This window comes from Kitasatospora griseola, from assembly GCF_044999035.1.
GTDB classification, from domain to species: domain Bacteria; phylum Actinomycetota; class Actinomycetes; order Streptomycetales; family Streptomycetaceae; genus Kitasatospora; species Kitasatospora griseola.
Map to the genome: position 1 here is coordinate 4841859 of NZ_CP173360.1, position 20717 is coordinate 4862575.

The following is a 20717-nucleotide window of genomic DNA, read 5'->3' on the forward strand; positions in this document are numbered from 1 at the left end:
CGCAACTGTTCCGGCGGGGTCTCGTTGGCTGAGTGCACGTCCCGTGTGCTTCCTTCCGGTAGCCCCGGCGCGGCAATTGGAAGATCTGATTTAAAGAGGAGACTCAAATGAGCATCAAGAAGGCTGCCGCGGTCGGCGCCGCTGTCGCGGGCATCGTCGCCGTCGGTGCGGGTTCCGCCATGGCGAGCAGCGAGGCCGAGGGCGTCGCCGCCAACTCCCCCGGTGTGGTGTCCGGCAACCAGATCCAGGTCCCGGTGCACGTCCCGGTCAACCTGTGCGGCAACTCGATCAACATCGTCGGCCTGCTGAACCCGGCGTTCGGCAACACCTGCATCAACGGCGGCTGACCGCAGCCGCTGGCAGATCGAGCCGCCGTCCGCACCGCATCAGCGGTACGGGCGGCGGCTCAACTGCGTTTTCCGGGCATCTTCCTGACGGCACGTCTCAGTGCTCCGGTCAGGTCGCGCCGCGAGTCTTGTTGTGTTACCTGTCAGTACCTAGCATGTGAGCCTGCCTCATGTTCGCCGGGTCCCGGCCCGGTTCCCCCATGCTCCGCGCCGCCCGGCACCCGCCGGGCGATCCCCCACCCCGCAAGGAGTCATGAGTGTCCAGGACACCCACGGTCCGCCGCAGGCCCCCGGCCCTGCTCGCCACCGCCGCGCTGCTGGCCGCCCTCGGCCTCGGCTCGGGCCTCGGCACCGCTGCCACCGCCCAGGCCGCCTCGCCCAGTGCGGGCAAGCCCGCCGCCATCGTCGCCCTCGGCGACAGCGCGATCTCCGGCGAGGGCGCCGGCACCGACACCAACGACGACTACGTCCCCGGCACGGACAGCCCCACCAACTACTGCCACCGCTCCACCAAGTCCGAGATCTTCGTGACCCAGCTCCCCGGCGTCACCCCGATCGACCTGGCCTGCTCCGGCGCGCAGACCGGCGACCTGGTCAGCGACCCCGAGCTGGCGAAGATCACCGGACCGGGCAGCGGCGACTTCGGCGAGGCCAAGCAGGACGTCCAACTGGCCGCCACCGCTGCCGACTACGACGTGAAGATGGTCGTCGTCACGATCGGCGCGAACGACGACTTCGAGTTCGCCAACATCATGATGTCCTGCCTGGCCCAGTACTTCCCGATCCCGCAGTCCCAGGGCTGCCGCGACACCATCGGCAACGCCGAGATCACCCGGCGCGCCGCCGGGGTCAAGCCCAAGGTGACGGCCGCGCTGACCAACATCCGCAACACCATGCGGAAGGCCGGCTACTCCGACGACTCCTACCAGCTCGTCTATCAGTCGTACTTCAACCCGATCACCCCCGACATCCGGCGCAACGACTACGTCGGCAAGGTCGCGGACGGCTGCCCGGCCTTCCCCGAGGACCTCGCCTGGGGCCACAACTGGGTCGTCCCCACGCTGAGCGACGCGCTGCGCGAGGCCGCCTCCGGCGTGCCGGGCGTGCGCTACCTCGACCAGCGGCGGGTCGCCTTCGGCCACGAGGTCTGCGCGGAGTGGACCAGCTCGCCGTACGAGTACACCAACGGCGACGTGATCGACCTGTCGGAGAGCACCCGCAACGGCTGCGACACCCCGATCTCCATCCCGGGCCTGTGCATGAACAACGTCCGCCAGTCGTACCACCTGCGGGTCGCCGGCTACTCCGCCGAGGCGGCCTGCCTGCGGCAGTTCTACCAGCAGTCCGGACTCGCCCAGGCGTTCTGCTCGCTCAACCAGCAGAACGGCACCTCGATCACCGGGCTCACTCCCGGCAAGCCGTTCCCGGACACCCCCGAGGACGGCGCCTGGTACCAGCTCACCAACCAGGCCAACGGCAAGGTGCTCGACCTGTCCGGCGGCGGCACCTACGGTGACTCCACCAACGGCCGCACCGCGATCACCTATCCGGCCACCGGCGGCCTGAACCAGTCCTTCGTGTTCGAGATCAAGGCCGGCGGCTCCTTCGAACTCGACTTCAGCGGCAACCGGAACATGTGCCTGGACGTCTCCGGGGCCTCCACCGCGCCCGGCGCCAAGATCCAGCAGTGGGGCTGCAACGGCGGCGGCAACCAGCACTGGCTCCTGCAGCCGGTCGGCGACGGCACCTACAAGCTCGCCGACTCCCAGGACGCCACCAAGCTGGCCACCGCCTCCGCCCAGACCGACGCCCAGGGCAACCAGCTGGTCCAGCTGGCCGCCGACAACGGCTCCGCCGCGCAGCACTGGCAGCTGACCAAGCTCGGCATCGTCTACCTGCACGGCTGACCCGCCGGCCTGACGGAGAGCCGCCCCTACGACCTCCGTCAGGCCGCACCCAGCCGGACGGCCGCACCCGGCGGCATCGGGTACGGCCGCTCCGGCGGCAGCAGCGCGGCGTCCCTGGTGGCGTGCAACTCCCGGGCCAGCGGCGTCAGATCCTCGATCCGCACCAGCCACTCCCCGGCGTAGCGCCGCAGCAGCTCCCCGCTCAGCCCCAACTGCAACGACCGGTGCGGCAACGGCCGGAGATCCAGATCCCGCTCCGGATCCCACTGCACCCGGGCCGGGCTGCGCCGCAGCGCCCGCTGCCACTCGGCCTTCGAGGCGTGCACCCCCGGCTTGTAGCCGCTCAGCACCGCCGCCTCCAGCGCGGCATCGAATCCCCGGCGGCTGATCACCACCCCGAGGATCCGCGACTGCCCTTCGGCGCGCGCCCAGTCGCTCCGGTACATCAGCCAGCGGAACGACGGCTTGATCCACGTCATCCGCTCCACCGAGAACGCCTCCGGCCACCGCCCGTCCGCGACCGCGGGGTCACCGATCTCGGGCCGGAACGCCTGGTACACCGTCACCGTCCCGTCGTCGTAACGGGCCCTGATCTGTCGCTTCGGCACCTCGTTCATCCGACCATCCTGTCGCACCCGGGCGCGAAGACCGGGGTGCCGGGGGTACCCCGGGGCGAAGCCGAGGGGGCGGAAGCGAGCGACAGGCGCAAGGCCCCCCGCCCGCCCCTGGTTCCTCGCCCTCCGTACTGGTCTAGTCCTGTCGTTGACAGCGGTGGCGGACCGGACCGACCATGTGAGCCGTCCCACAGTGCTCCGCCTGGAGGTTCACGTGCCCAGCCCCTCTGCAGTCGATTTCGTCGCCGCCGCCCACGCCGCCATTGACCGGGTCAGCAGCTCGCAGGCCGAGGAGGTGGCGAAGGCCGCCGAGCTGATCGCGGATGCGCTGGCCGCGGACGGCATCGTGCAGGCGTTCGGCACCGGTCACTCCGAGGCGTTCGCGATGGAGATCGCGGGGCGGGCCGGCGGGCTGGTGCCCAGCAACCGGATCGCGTTGCGCGACGTGGTGCTGTTCGGTGGGCGGCCGGTGGAGATCCTGTCCGGCTCCGAGCTGGAGCGGGGAACCGAATCGGCGGCGATGCTCTGGGAGTTGACCGCCCCGCACCCGGCCGACGTGTTCATTCTCGCGTCGAACTCCGGCGTCAACGGCTGCGTGGTCGAACTCGCCCGGCTGGCGAAGGAGAACGGTCACCCGCTGATCGTCGTCACCTCCGCCGAGCACACCGCCGGTGTCCGGCCCAAGCACCCGTCCGGCCTGCGGCTGCGTGACTACGCGGACGTGGTGCTGGACAACGGCGCGCCGTTCGGCGACGCCGTGCTGCCGATGGCGGGTGGCGGCCGGGCCTGCGGCATCTCCTCGATCACCGCCGCGCTGCTCGGCCAGCAGATCATCGCCGAGGTGATCCGCCGGGTGGAGGAGAGCGGTGGCGTCCCGCCCGTCTACCTGTCGGCGAACATCCCCGGCGGCGACGAGCACAACAACAGGCTCGAAGCGCTGTACGCCGGCCGCATCCGCCGCACCGCATGACGCCCCATCAGCAGGTCTCGGCGGGCGCGCCGCTGGTGCTCGGCCTCGACGTGGGCGGCACCAGCACCCGCGCGCTGGTCGCCACCCTGGACGGTCGGATCCTCGGCACCGCGCACGGCGCCGGGGGCAATCCGGTCGCGCACGGTGCGGAGGTCGCCGTCCGGGAGATCGGCGGCGCCGTCCGTGCCGCGCTGGCCGGGCTGGACCCGGCCGGGGTCGCGGCCGGGGTGATCGGCCTCGCGGGCGGCTCGCTCGCCCCGCCGGAGGTGCTGGCGCTCTGGCCCGCCACCGGACTGACCGTCACGCCGCGGCTGGTCGGCGACGCCGAACTCGCCCACGCGGCCGGGACGGCCGCCGCCGACGGCACCCTGTTGCTCAGCGGCACGGGCGCGATCGCCGCGGAGATCCGTGATCACGCGCTGCGCCGCACCGCCGACGGTCACGGCTGGCTGCTCGGCGATCGCGGCTCCGGTTTCTGGCTGGGGCGCGAGGCGGTCGCCGCCGCGCTCACCGCCGTGGACCGGGCGCTGCCGTTCGACGGTCCGTCACTTCGGCTGCCCGGCCTGGCCGGGGCGATCGCCGACGCGCTGGTCGGACCGGACGGCCTGGGGCGCGAGCCGCGTTCGGCGCTGATCGCCGCCGCCCATGCCGAGGCCCCGGCCCGGCTGGCCCGGTTCGCGCCGATCGTCCTCGATCACGCGGCGGCCGGCGATCCGGTCGCCCTCGCCCTGGTCGACCGTGCCGCCGACCATCTGATCGCCACCCTCGCGCTGGTCCGCGAGCCCGACTCCCCGCTGCCGCTGGTGCTGGCCGGCGGGCTGCTCGCCTCGCAGACGCCGCTGGTGGCGCACCTGCGCCCGCGCCTGGCCGCCCGCTGGCCGGACGCGGTCGTCTCCACCGCCCGCAACGGCGCCGGCGCCGCCGCCTGGCTGGCCGCCCGGGACCTGGGTCGCGGAACGGAGGAGCTCCACCGCCTGCTGACGGCGTGATCAGGCCCGCCGGGTCGGGGCGAGGTCAGTGACAGGTCATGGCCCCGGGCGCGACCCGGTCGGCCGGGGGCTTCGGCGGGACGCCCTGCCGGGGGTTCCGGTCCGGGGGTTCGTCGGTGCGGCGGCTCCGGGTCGGCCACCACAGGCGGCCGACCGGCCCGGTCGGCAGGGCGATCTCCGCCCACACCCACTTCCCGGTGCGCTTGCGGATCACCCCGTGGGCGAGCGCGAGTTCGGCGATCAGCAGGATGCCGCGGCCGGATTCGGAGTCCCGGTCGGGGCGGCCGGCCACCGGGACGGCGGGGGAGGCGTCGTAGACCTCTATGACGGCCCGGTGGTGCAGCGGGTCGGCGTGCACGCCGACGGTGACGACCGGGCCGGTGGCATGGCGGACGGCGTTGCCGAGCAGTTCCGAGGTGACCAGATCGACGGTCAGTTGGGTGTCCTCGTCCAGCGGGGCGCCGCCCCAGGCGGTGATCAGCGCGCGGACCCGGCGGCGTCCGGCGGCGACGGTGGCGGGCTCGCGGGGCAGTGAGAACCATCGACGGTGCACGGACATGGCGGGCTCCTCACGCGGGTTCGCTCGATGAGCGCTCCTGGAACGCCCGTCGAGCGGGAGACTCGGCAGCCGATATGAGGGTATGTCAGATTGCAGCATCTCTAGACAAGCTGAAATCTCTAGAGATGTCAATGCACTTGGGGGCGGGCCGTGCGTAGGATGTCTAGAGAAGGGAAGGAAACCCGCCGCCATGACCAGTCACCCCCGGGCCACCCGGCCCAAGTACCAGCGGATCGCCGAAGACCTCAAGCGCGACATCGACTCCGGCCGCTACCGACCCGGTGACCGGCTGCCGGGCGAGAACGACCTGATGGTGACGTACGGCGTGGCCCGGATGACGGCCCGCCAGGCGCTCGGCGTGCTGCAGACCGAGGGGATCGCGGAGGCCCGCAAGGGGGTGGGGGTCTTCGTCCGGGAGTTCCGGCCGATAAGGCGTCGCGGCATCCAGCGGCTGTCCGACCGGAACTGGGGCAGCGGCTTCTCGGTCTGGTCGACCGACATAGCGGCCCGCGACCTGACGGTGGACCAGCTGACCGTCGCCGAGCGCGAGGTCCCCGAGGAGATCGCCGCCGTCCTCGGGCTGAAGGCCGGTGAGTCGGCCTGCGTGCGCAGCCGCCGCTTCGTGCTGGACGGCAAGCCGGTGCTGCTCTCCGAGTCCTACCTGCCGGCCGCACTGGTGGCGGGCAGCCGGATCACCGATCCCGACACCGGCCCCGGCGGCACCTACGCCCGGCTCGCCGAGCTCGGCCACAAGCCGGTGCACTTCCAGGAGCACATCCGCTCCCGGATGCCCGCCGGCGACGAGGCCGAGCGCCTCGCCCTCGCCCCCGGCACACCGGTCTTCCTGGTGCACCGCACCGCCTTCGCCGAGGACGGCCAGGTGGTGGAGTTCAACGCGATGGTGCTCGACTCGTCCTCGTACATCCTCGAATACGACTTCGACGCCTGACCGTCCACAGCCGGTGGACGGCCGGTGGACAGTCGGGCGCACTTGTCCACAGGTCTGTGGACAAGTCCCGGCGCGCTATCCGCGGCTCCAGCGGAACTCGACCTCGGGGAAGCGCGGCGAGGGGCTGTCGAGCAGCCGTGCGGGCCGGTGCCGCAGGAAGTGGTCGAAGTAGGCCCGGGCGTAGCCGCGGGTGAGCTCGGTGGTCCGGTCCGGGGCGAGCGTGCCGAACAGCGCCGCGTACGCCTCGGCCGGCAGGTGCTGCGGCAGCCCGCCGGGGACCGCCGCGTGCGGGAGGTCGGTGAAGCTGAGGTGCCCGGCGCCGAGGAAGCGCAGCTGGCGGGCCCAGCCGCGCTGGTGGTCGCGCCAGCGCTGCCAGGTGTCGTGGTCGGCCGACGAGGTCAGCAGCAGGAACGGTCGGTCCAGGCCGAGTTCGGGCACCGGGGAGCCGAACAGGCCGCCGTCCAGGTCGAGCCCGGCGACGAACCGGTCGTCCTGACGGACCGCCTCGGCCGCCGTCGCCCCGCCCATCGAGTGGCCGAGCACACCGATCCGCCCGCCGTCCGCGCACGGCAGCCCGGGTCGGCGCGGCAGCTCCCGACGCTCCGTCAGTGCGGTGGCGACGAACCGCAGGTCGTCGACCCGGGCGGCGATCTCCTGGTGCTCGGTGGCGCCCCAGTCGGCCGGATCGTCGGCCAGCACGCTGCGCACCAGTCGGCCGTCGGGAAACTCCACCGCGGCGGCGTCGTACGTGTGGTCGACGGACGCGACCAGGTAGCCGTGGGCGGCGAGCTCCTCGGCCAGCGCGGTGCAGTTGCTCCGCCCGCCCTTGCGGCCGTGCCCCAGCAGCAGCAGGGGGAGGGCGCCGGGCGCGGCGGGCGCACCGTCGCGCGCCGTCGGGCGGACGGCGGCGAGGGTGCCGGGGTCCAGCTGCAGCAGTGTCTCGAACGCCGCCGCGACCCTCGGCGTGGTGTACGGCGCGCGGGCGTACTCGCCCCGGTCGAGCGCCGGGTACCAGAGCTGGACCATGAGTTCGCGCGGCCCCGGGGTCGGCGCGAACGGGTCCTGCCGGGCCCGGTCGACGAGGTGCAGGGCGACGGTGCCCACCGGCCGGTCGACGGTCGGCCTCGGCAGGTCGATCGACCGTACGGGCGCGGCCGAGGCCGACCGCGCGGAGAACGTGAGAGCGGCGGCTCCCGCCCCGGCCGCCACCAACAGTGATCGTCGCCCGATCATCGTCCACCCCCGGAGTTCGGCCCGACCTGATGGCCACTCACGGTAGAGGTCCGGATCATCGTCGACCAGAGGGCGTGCCCGGCGCCGGGCACGCCCCTCGCTGTCAGCTCTCGTACTCGGCGACCACGCTGGCCCGGGCCAGCGCGTGGAAGCCGAGGGTGCCGCCGATCGCCGCCGCCGAGGTGTCCGCGTCCAGGCCGATCGAGTCGACGCCCAGGGCGTGGACGGTGAAGACGTACCGGTGCGGGCCGTGGCCGGGCGGCGGGGCCGCACCGCCGAAGTCCCGGGTGCCGTAGTCGTTGCGGCCGTGCACCGCACCCGCCGGCAGGCCCGGGAACTCGCCGCTGCCCGCGCCGGACGCCAACTCGGTGACGGTCGCCGGGAGATCGAACAGCAGCCAGTGCCACCAACCGGAGCCGGTCGGCGCGTCCGGGTCGAAGCAGGTCACCGCGAAGCTCCGGGTCTCCGCCGGGAACCCGGACCAGCTGAGCTGCGGCGAGCGGTTCCCGGCCTGGTGGACCTGCTCGTCGTCCAGTCGGCCCCCGTCCGTCACGTCCTCGCTGACCAGTGTGAACGTCGGGACGGGGCGCAGGAAGGTGTGCGGCAGCGGCGGCCGGTCGGATGCGGTCATGGGTGTCCCCCCGGGGGTGGTGCGTCGATGGATGCCCCGCGACCCTGGTGGGGCGACGTCGGTTCGCCAAGATCCGTTCTGTGCAGGGCAGCTGACCACACCTTGGCTCGGCGGGCTGGTAATTCGCTTGCCTGACACCGGAATTGGTCGAGACCTTTGAGGGTTGCCTGCCGCCGTCGCCGAAGGAGTCCGCGCCGTGGACGGGATCTTCGCCCGGGAGTACCGGGCGGTCACCGCCTGCTTCACCGCCATCATGTTCCTGACCGGGTTCGCGGCCCTGGCCGTGGTGCCCACCCTGCCCACCGCCGCCGCGGATCTGCACGGAGTGGCGCTGTTCCCGCTGGTCGCCGGGTGCTTCGTGGCCGCCGGCCTGCTCGGCGGCGTCCTCGGCGGCACCTGGTCCGACCGCGCCGGGGCCCGCGACCCGCTCGCCGCCGGCCTGGTCCTCACCGTCCTCACCCTGCTGGTCTCCGCCACCAGCACCTCCATCCGGCAGCTCGCCGTCGGACGCTTCCTGGACGGTCTCGCCGCGGGCATGGCCGCCGTCGCCGTCAACGCGGCCATCGGCCAGGCCTACCCCGAACGGCTCCGGCCCCGGGTGCTCGCCCTGATGAGCGCCTGCTGGGTGATCCCCTCACTGGTCGGCCCGCCGATCGCCGGACTGGTCTCCGAGCTCTGGTCCTGGCGCGTCGTGTTCCACGGCCTGGCCGCACTGACCGCACTCCCCACCGTCCTGCTGGTCCCGGTCCTGCGCCGCCACGCGCTGCCGCGCAGTCTCGACGCACACCCGCCCCGGCCGCCGCTCTTGATCGCCGCCGTGGTCAGCGTCGGCGCCGCCCTCGGCCAGTACGGCGTGTCCGGCCGGGACGCCCAGCACCTGCTCTTCGTCGCCGCCGGCGCCGCCCTGCTGATCGCCTTCGCCCCGCGCCTGCTCCCCACCGGCACCTGGCGGGCCCTGCACGGCCTGCCCACCACGGTGCTGCTGCGCGGCCTCTCCTCGGGGACGTTCTTCACCCTGGAGGCGTACGTCCCCCTGCTGCTGATCACCGAGCGCCACGTCAACCCGGTGGTCAGCGGCTTCGCCTTCACCGGCGCGGCGATCGCCTGGGCGGACGGCTCCTGGGCGCAGGGCCGTCTCTGCCAGCACGCGCCGCGCCACCGGGTGGTCGCCCTCGGCGCCCTGGTGATGTCCGCCGCCGTCGCCCTCGCCGTCCTCGGCACCCTCCCCACCGTGCCCGCCCTCACCGCCGCCCCCGCGATGCCCGTCGCCGCCCTCGGCATGGGCCTGCTCTCCCCGGCCCTGACCGTCCTCTCCCTCACCCACAGCCCGCCCGGCCGCGAGGGCCACACCAGCAGCGCCATGCAGACCAACCAGAACCTCGGCCAGGTCGGCGTCCTCGCCCTCGCCTCCGCCGTCCTCAACACCTGCCTGGCCCTCGACACCACTCGACTCACCGGCTACGCCACGGCCTTCGCCCTGCTCACGGCCCCGGTGGCACTGCTCGTCGCACTGGCAGGGCGCGCGCGAGCATAGGCGCGAACCGTACCGGCGGCCGGGCGGGGCGACTCGGGCACGCGTGCCGACGGGTGCCGGAGCCGTGGATCGCCGCCACCCGCCGGATCGAGGCCACCCTGCTCGCCGCCTGCGTCCGCAGCGGCTTCCACCCCAGGGTCGAGTACGAGGTGGCCGGCTGGACGGCCAAACTCGGCCTGGTGGCAGCGGGGTTGGGCATCACCTTGATCCCGTCCCTGGCCGCCCGCGCCGCCCGCCCCGACCTCGCCCTGGTCCCCCTCCACCCGGACGACACCCCGATCCGCCACGTTCACACCGCCACCCGCCGAGGCCACCGCCCCGCTCCGGCGGTCACCGCTTTCCTCCCCCATCTGCACGCCGCAGCCACCGCCCCGCACCACTGACACCCCGAGAACCCGGACGCCCGGACGCCCGGCCGCGCCCTACCGTGGCGGGATGACGGGAAGACCTCGCCCATTCGCCTACGCCGGCCCGCCCGAGCTGCACGTCGGCGCCAGTGACCGCACGCTCGGCCGCCGCGTCCGCGCCCCGGCCGAACTGGACGGCTGGCTCGGCGAGTTGGCACCAGCCGAGCGCGCCGAACCGGTCACCTACGTGATCGACCTCGCCGGGACGCTGCGGCCGGCCCCGCGCCGCAGCGAACACGTCGCATGCGCCGGCGGGGCGGCGGTGTCGGCGGCCGGCGAGATCGGTTTCGCCCGGCAGGCCGACGGCCGGTGGGCGGTGTGCGAAGTCAGCAACCAGTCCACCGGCTACTGCCCGGACCTCGACTGCTGGTCGGCCGTCGCCACCGCCCTCGACCGAGCCGGACTGCCCCGCCCGGACGGATTCACCCACACGTGCGTCTTCCGCCGCTGCCCAGTGTGTGCACAGGTCAACCTGGTCAAGGACGACGACCTGACGTGCGCCGTCTGCGACAGCGCCCTGCCGGGGGAGTGGAACCTCGATGCAGGTGGGCGGTGAACGGGTCTCCCGAACGGGTGCGCGCCACCGCACCGTGTTGACGGTCGGTCAATTCGGCGGTGCCGGCCGAGCCCGGAGCGGGCTCAGGGCCAGACCAGGCAGTAGAGCTGGTGGCCGGCGTCGTGCAGGCGGTTGGCGAAGTCCTGCCACTCGTGCAGCATCTGGTAGATGACGAAGGCGTCCCGGGGGCCGCGGCGGTCGGGGACGGTGGACCAGATGAAGGCGGCGGCGCCGAGTTCGGTCTCGTCGGCCTTGCGGAGCGGTTCGACGACGGTGTGCGGTAGTTGGACGACCGCGTAGTCGGGGTGCAGGACCACCAGTTCGAGCGGCGGGACGTGGTGGAGCGGGACGCCCTGGATGCCCGTGAGGACCATCGCGCTCATCGTCTCGGGCTTGATCTTGGTGGAGAGGTGGCCGTTGCCGGAGCCGCTGGTCTCCATCAGGTCGCCGAGCCGGCCCAGCGCGCCGAGCTCCCCGGCGTCGAGGCCGAGGCCACCGGGGCCGAGGGCGGTGGGGACTCTGGCGGCGGTGGCGCGGTCCGGTGCGCCGAAGTACTTGTAGGTGACCCCCACTTTGTCTTCGCCCCTCCTTCCCCTGCCCGCTTCCCTGCCCCCGCCGGTCTCGGACGGCCTGCGGGTGCGCTCCGCGGCCTCGTCGAAACCGTCCTGCCTCTCGGACACTCGGACCATCCTCACCGGAACTCACCGGAATCGACAGACCCCCGCATGTCCGACTTTCCCTCCGGACATGCCCCTTACCCGTCTGCTGGCGTGCTACACGAGCGCGCGCTACTCGACCTTACCTTCGCCACAGCCAGTGAGGGGAGCAGCACACGGATCATCGTTCCAGATGATCGGGCCCGACATGCAGAACGCAAAGACACGATTTGAGACCATGTTCGGGTAAGAGAGGCTCCAGGCCACCCCGCGGACCCAACGGATGAGCGAGCAGATGAGCTACCCGTACGAAGCACCCCAGTCCCAGTCGCTGTTCGAGCGCGCCTTGGCGGTCACCCCCGGCGGCGTCAACTCGCCGGTGCGGGCCTTCCGCGCGGTCGGCGGCACGCCCCGTTTCATGGTGTCCGGCAGCGGCCCTTACCTGACCGACGCCGATGGCCGCGAGTACGTGGACCTGGTGTGTTCGTGGGGTCCGATGCTGCTCGGCCACTCGCACCCGGCGGTGATCGAGGCGGTGCAGCAGGCGGTCGCCCGCGGCACCTCGTTCGGCACGCCCGGCCAGGGCGAGGTCGAGCTCGGCGAGGAGATCGTCGCCCGGATCGCCCCGGTCGAGCAGGTCCGCCTGGTCTCCAGCGGCACCGAGGCGACCATGTCGGCGATCCGGCTGGCCCGCGGCTTCACGGGCCGCGCCAAGGTGGTCAAGTTCGCCGGGTGTTACCACGGTCACGTGGACGCGCTGCTGGCCGCCGCCGGTTCCGGCGTCGCCACCTTCGGCCTGCCGGACACCCCGGGCGTCACCGGCGCGCAGGCCGGCGACACCATCGTGCTGCCGTACAACGACCTGGACGCGGTGCGCGCCGCGTTCGCCGCGCACCCCGGCGAGATCGCCTGCGTGATCACCGAGGCCTCGCCCGGCAACATGGGCGTCGTCCCGCCGCTGCCCGGCTTCAACGGGGGCCTGGCCGCACTGTGCCGGGAGAACGGCGCGCTGTTCATCTCCGACGAGGTGATGACCGGCTTCCGCGTCTCCAAGGCCGGCTGGTACGGGCTGGAGGCCGCCCACGAGGGCTGGGCGCCGGACCTGCTGACGTTCGGCAAGGTGATGGGCGGCGGCTTCCCGGCCGCGGCGTTCGGCGGCCGCGCCGACGTGATGGCGCACCTCGCCCCGGCCGGCCCGGTCTACCAGGCGGGCACCCTGTCCGGTAACCCGATCGCCACCGCGGCCGGCCTGGCCCAGCTGCGCCACTGCACCGACGAGGTGTACGCCACCGTGGACGAGGTCGCCGCCGAGGTGTCCGGCCTGGTCACCGAGGCGCTCTCGAAGGAGGGCGTGGCGCACCGCCTGCAGACCGCGGGCAACATGTTCTCGGTCTTCTTCACCGACGAGCAGGTCACCAACTACGACGAGGCCCGCCGGCAGCAGGCGTTCCGCTTCAACGGCTTCTTCCACGCGATGCTGAGCCAGGGCGTCTACCTGCCGCCGTCGGCGTTCGAGTCCTGGTTCGTCTCGTCCGCGCACGACGCGCGCGCGATCGAGCGGATCGCCGCCGCCCTGCCCGCCGCGGCCCGCGCCGCCGCCGAGGCCACCGAGGAGTCGAAGTGACCGAGCGAAGCGAAGGAGCCGTCGAGCACGGCGAAGCGTCCGACGAGCGAGTCGAGGCGGGTGCATCGACCGGGAAGAAGGACATCACCGTCGTCCACGTGATGCGGCACGGTGAGGTGCACAACCCGGAGGGCGTGCTGTACGGCCGGCTGCCGGGCTATCACCTGTCCGAGCTGGGGCGGGAGATGGCCGAGCGGGTGGCCGACCACCTGAAGGACCGTGACATCACGCACGTGGTGGCCTCCCCGCTGGAGCGCGCCCAGGAGACCGCCGAGCCGATCGCCAAGGCGCACGGCCTGACCGTCGCGGCCGACCCGCGGCTGATCGAGGCGGAGAACATCTTCGAGGGCAAGACCTTCGGCGTCGGCGACGGCTCGCTGCGCAACCCGGCGTACTGGCGGTACCTGACCAACCCGTTCAAGCCGTCCTGGGGCGAGCCGTACATCGACCAGGTGGTGCGGATGATGGGCGCGATCGCCGCCGCCCGGGACGCCGCGCGCGGGCACGAGGCGGTGTGCGTCAGCCACCAGCTGCCGATCTGGATCCTGCGTTCGTTCGCCGAGCGCCGCCGGCTGTGGCACGACCCGCGCCGCCGGCAGTGCTCGCTGGCCTCGCTGACCAGCTTCACCTACGAGGGCGACCGGATCGTCTCGATCGGCTACCGCGAGCCGGCCCGCGACCTGCTGCCGGCCCACCTGGTGGGCAAGGGCAAGAAGGGCGACAAGCCGGTCGGGAAGAGCTTCGGGGCGTAGGCCGCACCGCCCCGGGGCGTGGCGCGCACCGCCTCGACGCGCGGCGCGCGCCCGCTCCGGGGCGTTGGTCACACCGGCGGCCCCGGGGTAAACCCGGCGGGCGGCGGAATGCCCGAATTAAGACGATCATAAGCGGAGTCTTCGCAGGTCACGGGGGGTCCGGCCGACAACGCCGGACCCCCCGAAAACGGGCCGAAGAGCCATGCGAAACTTTTCACATGTCTTGGACGCGCAGCCGCCGCACCCGCCTCACCGCCGCCCTCGGTGCGGCCACCGCCCTGGCCCTCGCCGGGTGTGGCAGCTCGGGCAGCGGGGGAGGCTCCGCGGGCTTCATCACCGGCAAGGGCGGCATCGCCACCGTTCCCGCCGGGCACCGGGTGGACGCCCCGGACATCAGCGGCACCGGGCTGGACGGCACCGGCGCGCTCAAGCTCTCCGACTACCGCGGCAAGGTGGTCGTCCTCAACGTCTGGGGCTCCTGGTGCAGCCCCTGCCGGGCCGAGGCCAAGGGCCTGCAGGCCAGCGCCGAGAAGTACGCCGACCAGGTGCAGTTCCTCGGCATCAACACCCGGGACACCGACCCCGCCAACGCGGTCGCGTTCGAGAAGAACTTCGGGGTGACCTACCCGAGCATCTACGACCCGGACGGCACCCAGATCCTCAAGTTCCCCAAGGGCAGCCTCCCCCCGCAGTCCATCCCGACCACCATCGTGATCGACAAGGACGGCAAGCTGGCCGCCCGCGCCATGCGCGCGATGTCCACCGAGGACCTCGACAAGATGATCGAGCCGGTCCTCGCGGAGTCCAAGTGAGCGCCGTCCTGGTCGCTGCCGAGGTCGGTTACAACGAAACCGTGGGCAGCGGCGCGCTGATGCTCGCGCTGCCGATCGCGCTGGCCGCCGGGCTGGTCTCGTTCTTCTCGCCGTGCGTGCTGCCACTGGTGCCCGGCTACCTCAGCTACGTCACCGGCTTCTCCGCCGCCGACCTGTCGGAAGCCCGCGGCACCCGCCGCGGGCGGATGCTGGCCGGCTCGCTGCTGTTCGTGCTCGGCTTCGGCGCGGTGTTCGTCTCCGGCGGCGCGCTGTTCGGCTCGTTCGGGCACACCCTGCAGGAGCACCAGCGGACCATCTCGATCGTGATGGGCTGCGTCACGGTGCTGATGGGCCTGGCCTTCATGGGCCTGCTGCCCGGCTTCACCATGCGCGAGCTGCGGACTCACCGCCGCCCCGCGGTCGGTCTGGCCGGGGCCCCGCTGCTCGGCCTGGTGTTCGGGATCGGCTGGACGCCGTGCATGGGCCCGACCCTGGCGGCGATCAACACGCTGGCCGTCAACGAGGGCAGCGCCGGGCGCGGCGCGCTGCTGATGGCCGTCTACTGCCTCGGCCTCGGCGTACCGTTCGTGCTGGCCGCCCTGGCGTTCCGCAAGGCGCTGGGCGCCTTCGGCTGGGTGAAGCGGCACTACCAGTGGGTGATGCGGATCGGCGGCGGCATGCTCGTCGCGGTCGGCCTGGCCCTGGTGACCGGGGCGTGGGACGCGCTGGTCAACCAGCTCCAGTACCTCACCGAGAACTTTTCGATCGGAATCTGACCCGTGAGCGACACCAAGACCAGCCCCCAGCCGGCCGACGCCGCGGACAGCCCCGGATCGTCGGACGGCTCCGACCGTACGGACAACCCCCTCCTGGCGGACGCCGAGGCCGTCGAGCGGCTCAGCACCGCGCCCGTGGAGAGCGACGGCCCCGTCGGCATGGGCGTCATCGGCTGGGCGCGCTGGGTCTGGCGGCAGCTGACCTCGATGCGGGTCGCCCTGCTGCTGCTCTTCCTGCTGTCGCTGGCGGCCATCCCGGGTTCGCTGATCCCGCAGGACGGCCCCGACCAGATGAAGGTCGCGACCTGGAAGAGCGCCCACAAGGGCATCACCCCGCTGTTCGAGCGGCTCGAACTGTTCAACGTCTACAGCTCGTTCTGGTTCTCGGCGATCTACATCCTGCTGTTCGTCTCGCTGGCCGGCTGCATCGTCCCGCGCACCTGGCAGTTCGTCGGCGTGCTGCGCGCGCAGCCCCCGGCGGCCCCGCGCAACCTGACCCGGATGCCGGTCTACGCGGCCTGGCACAGCGACGCCGACCCGGACGCGGTGCACGCCGCCGCCCACCGCCTGCTGAAGAAGCGCGGCTTCCGGGCCTCCGCCGACGGCGGCTCGATCGCGGCCGAGAAGGGCTACCTGCGCGAGGTCGGCAACCTGCTGTTCCACTTCTCGCTGTTCGCGCTGCTGATCGGCGTCGCCTGGGCCGGCCTGGCCTCCGGCACCGCCAGCAAGCTGGTGCTGGAGGGCCAGGGCTACTCCAACACCACCACCCAGATCGACGACTTCTACGGTTCGTACGGCTACACCGTCGACGACCTGGACGCCTTCGGCTTCAAGCTGGACGGCTTCACCGCGCGGTACCAGGAGAGCGGCCCGCAGGTCGGCACCGCCCGGCAGTTCACCGCGAACGTCCGCTACTGGGTCGGCGACGACGCGACCAAGCTGAAGAAGTCCACCATCGAGGTCAACCACCCGCTGGAGATCGGCGGGTCCAAGGTCTACCTGATCGGCCACGGCTACGCCCCGGTGGTGACGGTCAAGAACGCCAAGAACGAGATCGTCTACCGCGGCCCGACGCCGTTCCTGCCGCGCGACGCCAACATGACCTCGCCCGGCGTGATCAAGGTCAACGACTATGGCACCGACGCCAACGGCAACAAGACCCAGCTGGCCTTCCAGGGCTTCTTCCTGCCGACCGCGCCGGAGAACTTCGAGAAGACCGGCCCGCGGTCGGTGTTCCCCGCCGCCGCGGACCCGATGCTGGTGCTCACCGCCTACGCCGGCGACCTGCGCACCGACAGCGGCCTGCCGCAGAACGTGTACCAGCTGGACGACAAGGCGATGACCCAGCTGAAGGTCGGCGACGACATCGCCCGCGCCCGCCTCAAGGTCGGCGAGGGCTGGCAGCTGCCCGACGGCTACGGGACCATCACGTTCGACGGCTACCAGCAGTGGGCCACGTTCACCGTCTCGCACCGGCCCGGCAACTCCATCGCGCTGGCCGGCGCGGTCGCCGCGATCCTCGGCCTGATCGGCTCGCTGTTCGTCCAGCGCCGCCGGATCTGGGTCCGGGCCACCACCGGCCCCGACGGCCGCACCCTGGTCGAGATGGCCGGCCTGGGCCGCAGCGAGTCCACCCGCACCGCCGAGGAGCTCGCCGAGCTCGCCGTCGAGCTGCAGGGCGACGCCCCCGCCACCGACGAGGAACCGGCGCCCGCCGATCCCACCGGCAACGACGCTGACGACGACGCACCGACTGCGGCCGACTCCCCGGCCGCAGCCGCCCCCACCGCCCCGGAAACCAAGGAGTAGACGGTGCTGCTCGCGCAGGTCAACCATGAGTTGGCCGACATCTCCAACAAGCTGGTCTATTCGGCGATGGCCGTCTACACCCTGGCCATGTTCGCTCAGATGTTCGAGTGGACCTTCGGCGCCAAGGGCGGCGTCGCCGTCCGCTCCCGGCAGCAGGCCACCCTCGCGGACTCGGTCAGCGACTCGGCCGACGCGGCCAAGGGCGTCCGCAAGGTCAGCGTCACGGTGGCCTCGCAGGGCGGCGGCACCACCACCCTGACCCGCACCGCACTGGCCGACGCCGGTGCCACCACGGTGACCAGCGGCCGCGGCGACGAGGGCCCGGCCGACGGCCTCGGCCCGGCCGGCAGCAGCGAGAAGGCCGACATGGCCGGCCGGATCGCGGTCTCGATGACCGTGCTCGGCATGCTGCTGCACACCGGCGGCGTGATCACCCGCGGCCTGTCGGTGATGCGCTGGCCGTGGGGCAACATGTACGAGTTCTCCGTCGCGTTCGCGCTGATGATGGTCGGCTCGTACGTCGTGCTGCTGGCCACCAAGAAGAACGTGCGCTGGCTCGGCCTGCCCGTGGTGATCGCCGTCCTGCTGATCCTCGGCGTCGCCGTCAGCGTGCTGTACACGGAGTCCGAGCAGCTCGTCCCGGCGCTGCACTCCTACTGGCTGGGCATCCACGTCTCGACCGCGACGATCTGCGGCGGCGCGTTCTTCGCGGCGTTCGTCGCCACCGGCGCCTACCTGCTCAAGGACCGCTACGAGCACCGGCTCGCGGCCGGACTGACCGTCCGCGCGGCCAACCTGATGGACCGGCTGCCCGCCGCGAGCAGCCTGGACAAGCTGTCCTACCGGATCAACGCCCTGGTCTTCCCGCTGTGGACGTTCACCATCATCGCGGGCGCGATCTGGGCCGAGGCCGCCTGGGGCAAGTACTGGGAGTGGGACCCGAAGGAGACCTGGTCGTTCATCACCTGGGTCGCCTACGCCGCCTACCTGCACGCCCGGGCCACCGCCGGCTGGCGCGGCCGCAAGGCCGCCTACCTGGCCCTGCTCGCCTTCGCCTGCTGGCTGTTCAACTTCTACGGCGTCAACATCTTCGTCACCGGCAAGCACTCGTACGCCGGCATCTGACGCCCCGCCCCACCCACACCTGATTCACCCCCGAGATCCACAAAGCCGCGAGGAGGGCCGCACCATGGAGTGCGACGAGGTCATCATGACCGTCCGAATCACCGCAGCGGAACGTGCGCTGCTGCGACGGCTCGCCCAGGGCCACCACAGCGACGTCTCGGAGGTCGTCGCCGACGGCCTGCTGGACGTCCTGCCCACGCTGCACTGCCCGGCGGACGCCCACCGGCTGCTCGCCGCGCTCGCCACCCCGGCGCCCTGTGCGCTCACGGTGTGGCTGCCCACCGAGCTCGCCGACCTGCTCACCATCGCCACCGCGCGGATCGCCCACTCCACCGGCGTCCGCCTCGGCTCGTCCTGCATCATGCTCGGGGCCGCGGTGCGGCTCTGGCTGGCCCAGGACCCGCAGCGGCTGGCGGCCAACCTCATCACCATGCACGCCGGCCGCCCTGCGGCGCTGGCCGCGGCGTAGCAGCAGCAGAATAGGAAACCGAGGGCTCCGGAGGCACTGGCTCCGGAGCCCTCGGCGTTCGCGCGAATCCTCAGGACCTGCCCCGCAGGACGGGCCTTATGCGGCCTGCTGCCAGCTGACCGGGGAGAAGTACGCCGGGCGGCGCTCCATCCGGGACCAGGTGGCGATCGGCTCGACGACCTGTCCGGCGGCGGCGACCGACGCGGCCTGCGCGGCGCGGGCGGCCAGCACCGCGGTCAGGGCGGCGAGCTCCTCGGCGGACAGCGAGCCCCGGACGATGCGGACGAGAGGTTCGTTCATGATTCCTGTTTCTCCCCCAGGCTGGCGGCTGAACGGTGGCGGCGGGCTCGACGCACCGGTTACATCGGCGGGTTGCCGTGCTTGCGGCTCGGCAGGTCGGCGTGCTTGGTGCGGAGCATGGCCAGCGAGGAGGCCAGCACGGCGCGGGTCTCGGCCGGGTCGATGACGTCGTCGACGAGGCCGCGCTCGGCCGCGTAGTACGGGTGCATCAGCTCGCTCTTGTACTCCTTGATCTTCTGCGCGCGCATCGCCTCGGGGTCGTCGGCCCCGTTGATGTCACGGCGGAAGATCACGTTGGCGGCGCCCTCGGCCCCCATCACGGCGATCTCGTTGGTCGGCCAGGCGAAGGACAGGTCCGCGCCGATCGAGCGGGAGTCCATCACGATGTACGCGCCGCCGTACGCCTTGCGCAGGATCAGCTGGATCCGCGGCACGGTGGCGTTGCAGTACGCGTACAGCAGCTTCGCGCCGTGCCGGATGATGCCGTCGTGCTCCTGGTCCACGCCCGGCAGGAAGCCCGGCACGTCCAGCATGGTCACCAGCGGGATGTTGAACGCGTCGCACATCTGCACGAAGCGCGCGGACTTCTCGGACGCGTTGATGTCCAGCACGCCCGCCAGCGACTGCGGCTGGTTGGCGATGATGCCCACCACGTGGCCGTCCACCCGGGCCAGCGCGCAGATCACGTTGGTCGCCCAGCGCTCGTGGACCTCCAGGTACTCGCCGTGGTCGACGATCTCCTCGATCACCTTGCGCATGTCGTACGGGCGGTTGCCGTCCGCCGGGACGAGGTCCAGCAGCGAGTCGTTGCGGCGGTCCACCGGGTCGTCACTGGCCACCGTGGGCGGCATCTCGCGGTTGTTCTGCGGCAGCAGCGACAGCAGGTAGCGGACTTCCTCGATGCAGGACTGCTCGTCGTCGTAGACGAAGTGCGAGACACCCGAGACCGACGAGTGGACGTCGGCGCCGCCGAGGCCGTTCTGGGTGATCTTCTCGCCGGTGACGGCCTGCACCACGTCCGGGCCGGTGATGAACATCTGCGAGGTCTCGCGGACCATGAACACGAAGTCCGTCAGCGCCGGCGAGTACGCCGCGCCGCCCGCGCACGGGCCGAGCATCACCGAGATCTGCGGGATCACGCCCGAGGCCCGGGTGTTGCGCTGGAAGATGCCGCCGTAGCCGGCCAGCGCGGTGACGCCCTCCTGGATGCGGGCGCCCGCGCCGTCGTTCAGCGAGACCAGCGGCGCGCCGGCCGCGATGGCCATGTCCATGATCTTGTGGATCTTCTGCGCGTGGGCCTCGCCCAGCGCGCCGCCGAAGATCCGGAAGTCGTGGGCGTAGGTGAAGACCGTCCGGCCGTGCACGGTGCCCCAGCCGACGATCACGCCGTCGGTGTGCGGCTTCTTCGCCTCCAGGCCGAAGCCCTGGGCGCGGTGCCGGCGCAGCGGCTCGACCTCGTGGAAGGAGCCCTCGTCCAGCAGCAGCTCGATCCGCTCACGGGCGGTCAGCTTGCCCTTGGCGTGCTGGGCCTCGGTGGCCTTCTCGCTCGGACCCCGGCGGACCTGCTCGCGCAGCTCGTGAAGTTCGGCGACCCGGCTACGGGCATCGGCCGGAGCCTCGCCGCCGACCGGCGCATCGTGCAGGACCGTCATCTCGAACCTCTCCAGGGTCACGTGGGCCAGCGAACACCTCTTCTGT

At 72.3% G+C, this 20717-nt stretch carries 22 protein-coding genes; 15 read left to right on the top strand and 7 right to left on the bottom strand.

What is annotated here, in order from left to right; genetic code table 11:
* Window positions 1-107: 107 nt before the first annotated feature.
* A complete protein-coding gene (locus tag ACI1MP_RS22020; protein ID WP_043914736.1) occupies window positions 108-347 on the top strand; it encodes a chaplin in 240 nt (79 codons plus the stop codon).
* Between the two features lie 257 nt (window positions 348-604).
* On the top strand, window positions 605-2254 hold the full coding sequence (locus ACI1MP_RS22025; RefSeq protein ID WP_404869307.1) for an RICIN domain-containing protein: 1650 nt from the start codon (window positions 605-607) through the stop codon (window positions 2252-2254).
* Between the two features lie 38 nt (window positions 2255-2292).
* Here ACI1MP_RS22025 and ACI1MP_RS22030 read toward each other — a convergent pair whose 3' ends face one another.
* Entirely contained in the window at window positions 2293-2871 is a 579-nt protein-coding gene (locus ACI1MP_RS22030) for a DUF4291 domain-containing protein (RefSeq protein ID WP_380334324.1), read from the bottom strand.
* Window positions 2872-3082: 211 nt separating this feature from the next.
* On the opposite strand from ACI1MP_RS22030, the gene ACI1MP_RS22035 reads away from it, so the two are divergent.
* Together ACI1MP_RS22035 and ACI1MP_RS22040 are read left to right on the top strand one after the other, a co-directional pair.
* Window positions 3083-3838 carry a sugar isomerase domain-containing protein gene (locus ACI1MP_RS22035; protein WP_404869308.1) on the top strand — a complete coding sequence of 252 codons (756 nt, stop codon included), beginning with the start codon at window positions 3083-3085 and terminating at the stop codon, window positions 3836-3838.
* On the top strand, window positions 3835-4827 hold the full coding sequence (locus tag ACI1MP_RS22040; RefSeq protein ID WP_404869309.1) for an N-acetylglucosamine kinase: 993 nt from the start codon (window positions 3835-3837) through the stop codon (window positions 4825-4827). Before ACI1MP_RS22035 ends, ACI1MP_RS22040 begins: the two co-directional genes overlap by 4 nt.
* 25 nt (window positions 4828-4852) lie before the next feature.
* On the opposite strand, the gene ACI1MP_RS22045 is transcribed toward ACI1MP_RS22040, so the two are convergent.
* A complete protein-coding gene (locus ACI1MP_RS22045; protein WP_380334333.1) occupies window positions 4853-5386 on the bottom strand; it encodes an ATP-binding protein in 534 nt (177 codons plus the stop codon).
* Window positions 5387-5576: 190 nt separating this feature from the next.
* Between ACI1MP_RS22045 and ACI1MP_RS22050 the strand changes: the two genes are divergently transcribed.
* A complete protein-coding gene (locus ACI1MP_RS22050; protein WP_100587112.1) occupies window positions 5577-6335 on the top strand; it encodes a GntR family transcriptional regulator in 759 nt (252 codons plus the stop codon).
* 75 nt (window positions 6336-6410) lie between these two features.
* Here ACI1MP_RS22050 and ACI1MP_RS22055 read toward each other — a convergent pair whose 3' ends face one another.
* The gene (locus ACI1MP_RS22055) at window positions 6411-7568 is read right to left on the bottom strand and encodes an alpha/beta hydrolase (RefSeq protein ID WP_404869310.1); all 1158 of its coding nucleotides are present in this window, start codon (window positions 7566-7568) and stop codon (window positions 6411-6413) included.
* A gap of 103 nt (window positions 7569-7671) precedes the next feature.
* Window positions 7672-8199 carry a YbhB/YbcL family Raf kinase inhibitor-like protein gene (locus ACI1MP_RS22060; protein ID WP_380334342.1) on the bottom strand — a complete coding sequence of 176 codons (528 nt, stop codon included), beginning with the start codon at window positions 8197-8199 and terminating at the stop codon, window positions 7672-7674.
* A gap of 253 nt (window positions 8200-8452) precedes the next feature.
* Between ACI1MP_RS22060 and ACI1MP_RS22065 the strand changes: the two genes are divergently transcribed.
* Genes ACI1MP_RS22065 through ACI1MP_RS22075 form a run of 3 tightly spaced genes read left to right on the top strand, consistent with a single transcriptional unit; the run spans window position 8453 to window position 10696 of the window.
* Window positions 8453-9733: an MFS transporter gene (locus tag ACI1MP_RS22065; protein WP_404870817.1), complete on the top strand. Its 1281-nt coding sequence runs from the start codon at window positions 8453-8455 to the stop codon at window positions 9731-9733.
* Window positions 9734-9786: 53 nt separating this feature from the next.
* Window positions 9787-10116: a LysR substrate-binding domain-containing protein gene (locus tag ACI1MP_RS22070; protein ID WP_404869311.1), complete on the top strand. Its 330-nt coding sequence runs from the start codon at window positions 9787-9789 to the stop codon at window positions 10114-10116.
* 52 nt (window positions 10117-10168) lie between these two features.
* Entirely contained in the window at window positions 10169-10696 is a 528-nt protein-coding gene (locus ACI1MP_RS22075; protein ID WP_404869312.1) for a hypothetical protein, read from the top strand.
* 83 nt (window positions 10697-10779) lie between these two features.
* Here the strand turns inward: ACI1MP_RS22075 and ACI1MP_RS22080 are convergent, their stop codons facing one another.
* A complete protein-coding gene (locus tag ACI1MP_RS22080) occupies window positions 10780-11268 on the bottom strand; it encodes a hypothetical protein (protein ID WP_035863661.1) in 489 nt (162 codons plus the stop codon).
* 367 nt (window positions 11269-11635) lie between these two features.
* Here ACI1MP_RS22080 and hemL point away from each other — a divergent pair, with 367 nt between their 5' ends.
* From hemL to ACI1MP_RS22115, 7 genes are all read left to right on the top strand, one after another.
* Window positions 11636-12976, top strand: coding sequence for a glutamate-1-semialdehyde 2,1-aminomutase (gene hemL, locus ACI1MP_RS22085; protein WP_380334348.1), 1341 nt, complete (start codon window positions 11636-11638; stop codon window positions 12974-12976).
* A gap of 101 nt (window positions 12977-13077) precedes the next feature.
* Entirely contained in the window at window positions 13078-13728 is a 651-nt protein-coding gene (locus ACI1MP_RS22090; protein WP_100587327.1) for a histidine phosphatase family protein, read from the top strand.
* Between the two features lie 218 nt (window positions 13729-13946).
* Window positions 13947-14540, top strand: coding sequence for a TlpA family protein disulfide reductase (locus tag ACI1MP_RS22095; RefSeq protein ID WP_380334350.1), 594 nt, complete (start codon window positions 13947-13949; stop codon window positions 14538-14540).
* 59 nt (window positions 14541-14599) lie between these two features.
* A complete protein-coding gene (locus ACI1MP_RS22100) occupies window positions 14600-15316 on the top strand; it encodes a cytochrome c biogenesis CcdA family protein (RefSeq protein ID WP_404870818.1) in 717 nt (238 codons plus the stop codon).
* Between the two features lie 3 nt (window positions 15317-15319).
* On the top strand, window positions 15320-17125 hold the full coding sequence (locus ACI1MP_RS22105; RefSeq protein ID WP_380334353.1) for a cytochrome c biogenesis protein ResB: 1806 nt from the start codon (window positions 15320-15322) through the stop codon (window positions 17123-17125).
* 3 nt (window positions 17126-17128) lie between these two features.
* Window positions 17129-18250: a c-type cytochrome biogenesis protein CcsB gene (ccsB, locus tag ACI1MP_RS22110; protein WP_380334356.1), complete on the top strand. Its 1122-nt coding sequence runs from the start codon at window positions 17129-17131 to the stop codon at window positions 18248-18250.
* A gap of 64 nt (window positions 18251-18314) precedes the next feature.
* Window positions 18315-18719: a hypothetical protein gene (locus ACI1MP_RS22115; RefSeq protein WP_043914717.1), complete on the top strand. Its 405-nt coding sequence runs from the start codon at window positions 18315-18317 to the stop codon at window positions 18717-18719.
* A 96-nt stretch (window positions 18720-18815) separates the two neighbouring features.
* On the opposite strand, the gene ACI1MP_RS22120 is transcribed toward ACI1MP_RS22115, so the two are convergent.
* Window positions 18816-19019, bottom strand: a complete 204-nt coding sequence (locus tag ACI1MP_RS22120; RefSeq protein ID WP_043914715.1) for an acyl-CoA carboxylase epsilon subunit — start codon at window positions 19017-19019, stop codon at window positions 18816-18818.
* Window positions 19020-19078: 59 nt separating this feature from the next.
* The gene (locus tag ACI1MP_RS22125; protein WP_380334726.1) at window positions 19079-20671 is read right to left on the bottom strand and encodes an acyl-CoA carboxylase subunit beta; all 1593 of its coding nucleotides are present in this window, start codon (window positions 20669-20671) and stop codon (window positions 19079-19081) included.
* Window positions 20672-20717 lie beyond the last annotated feature (46 nt).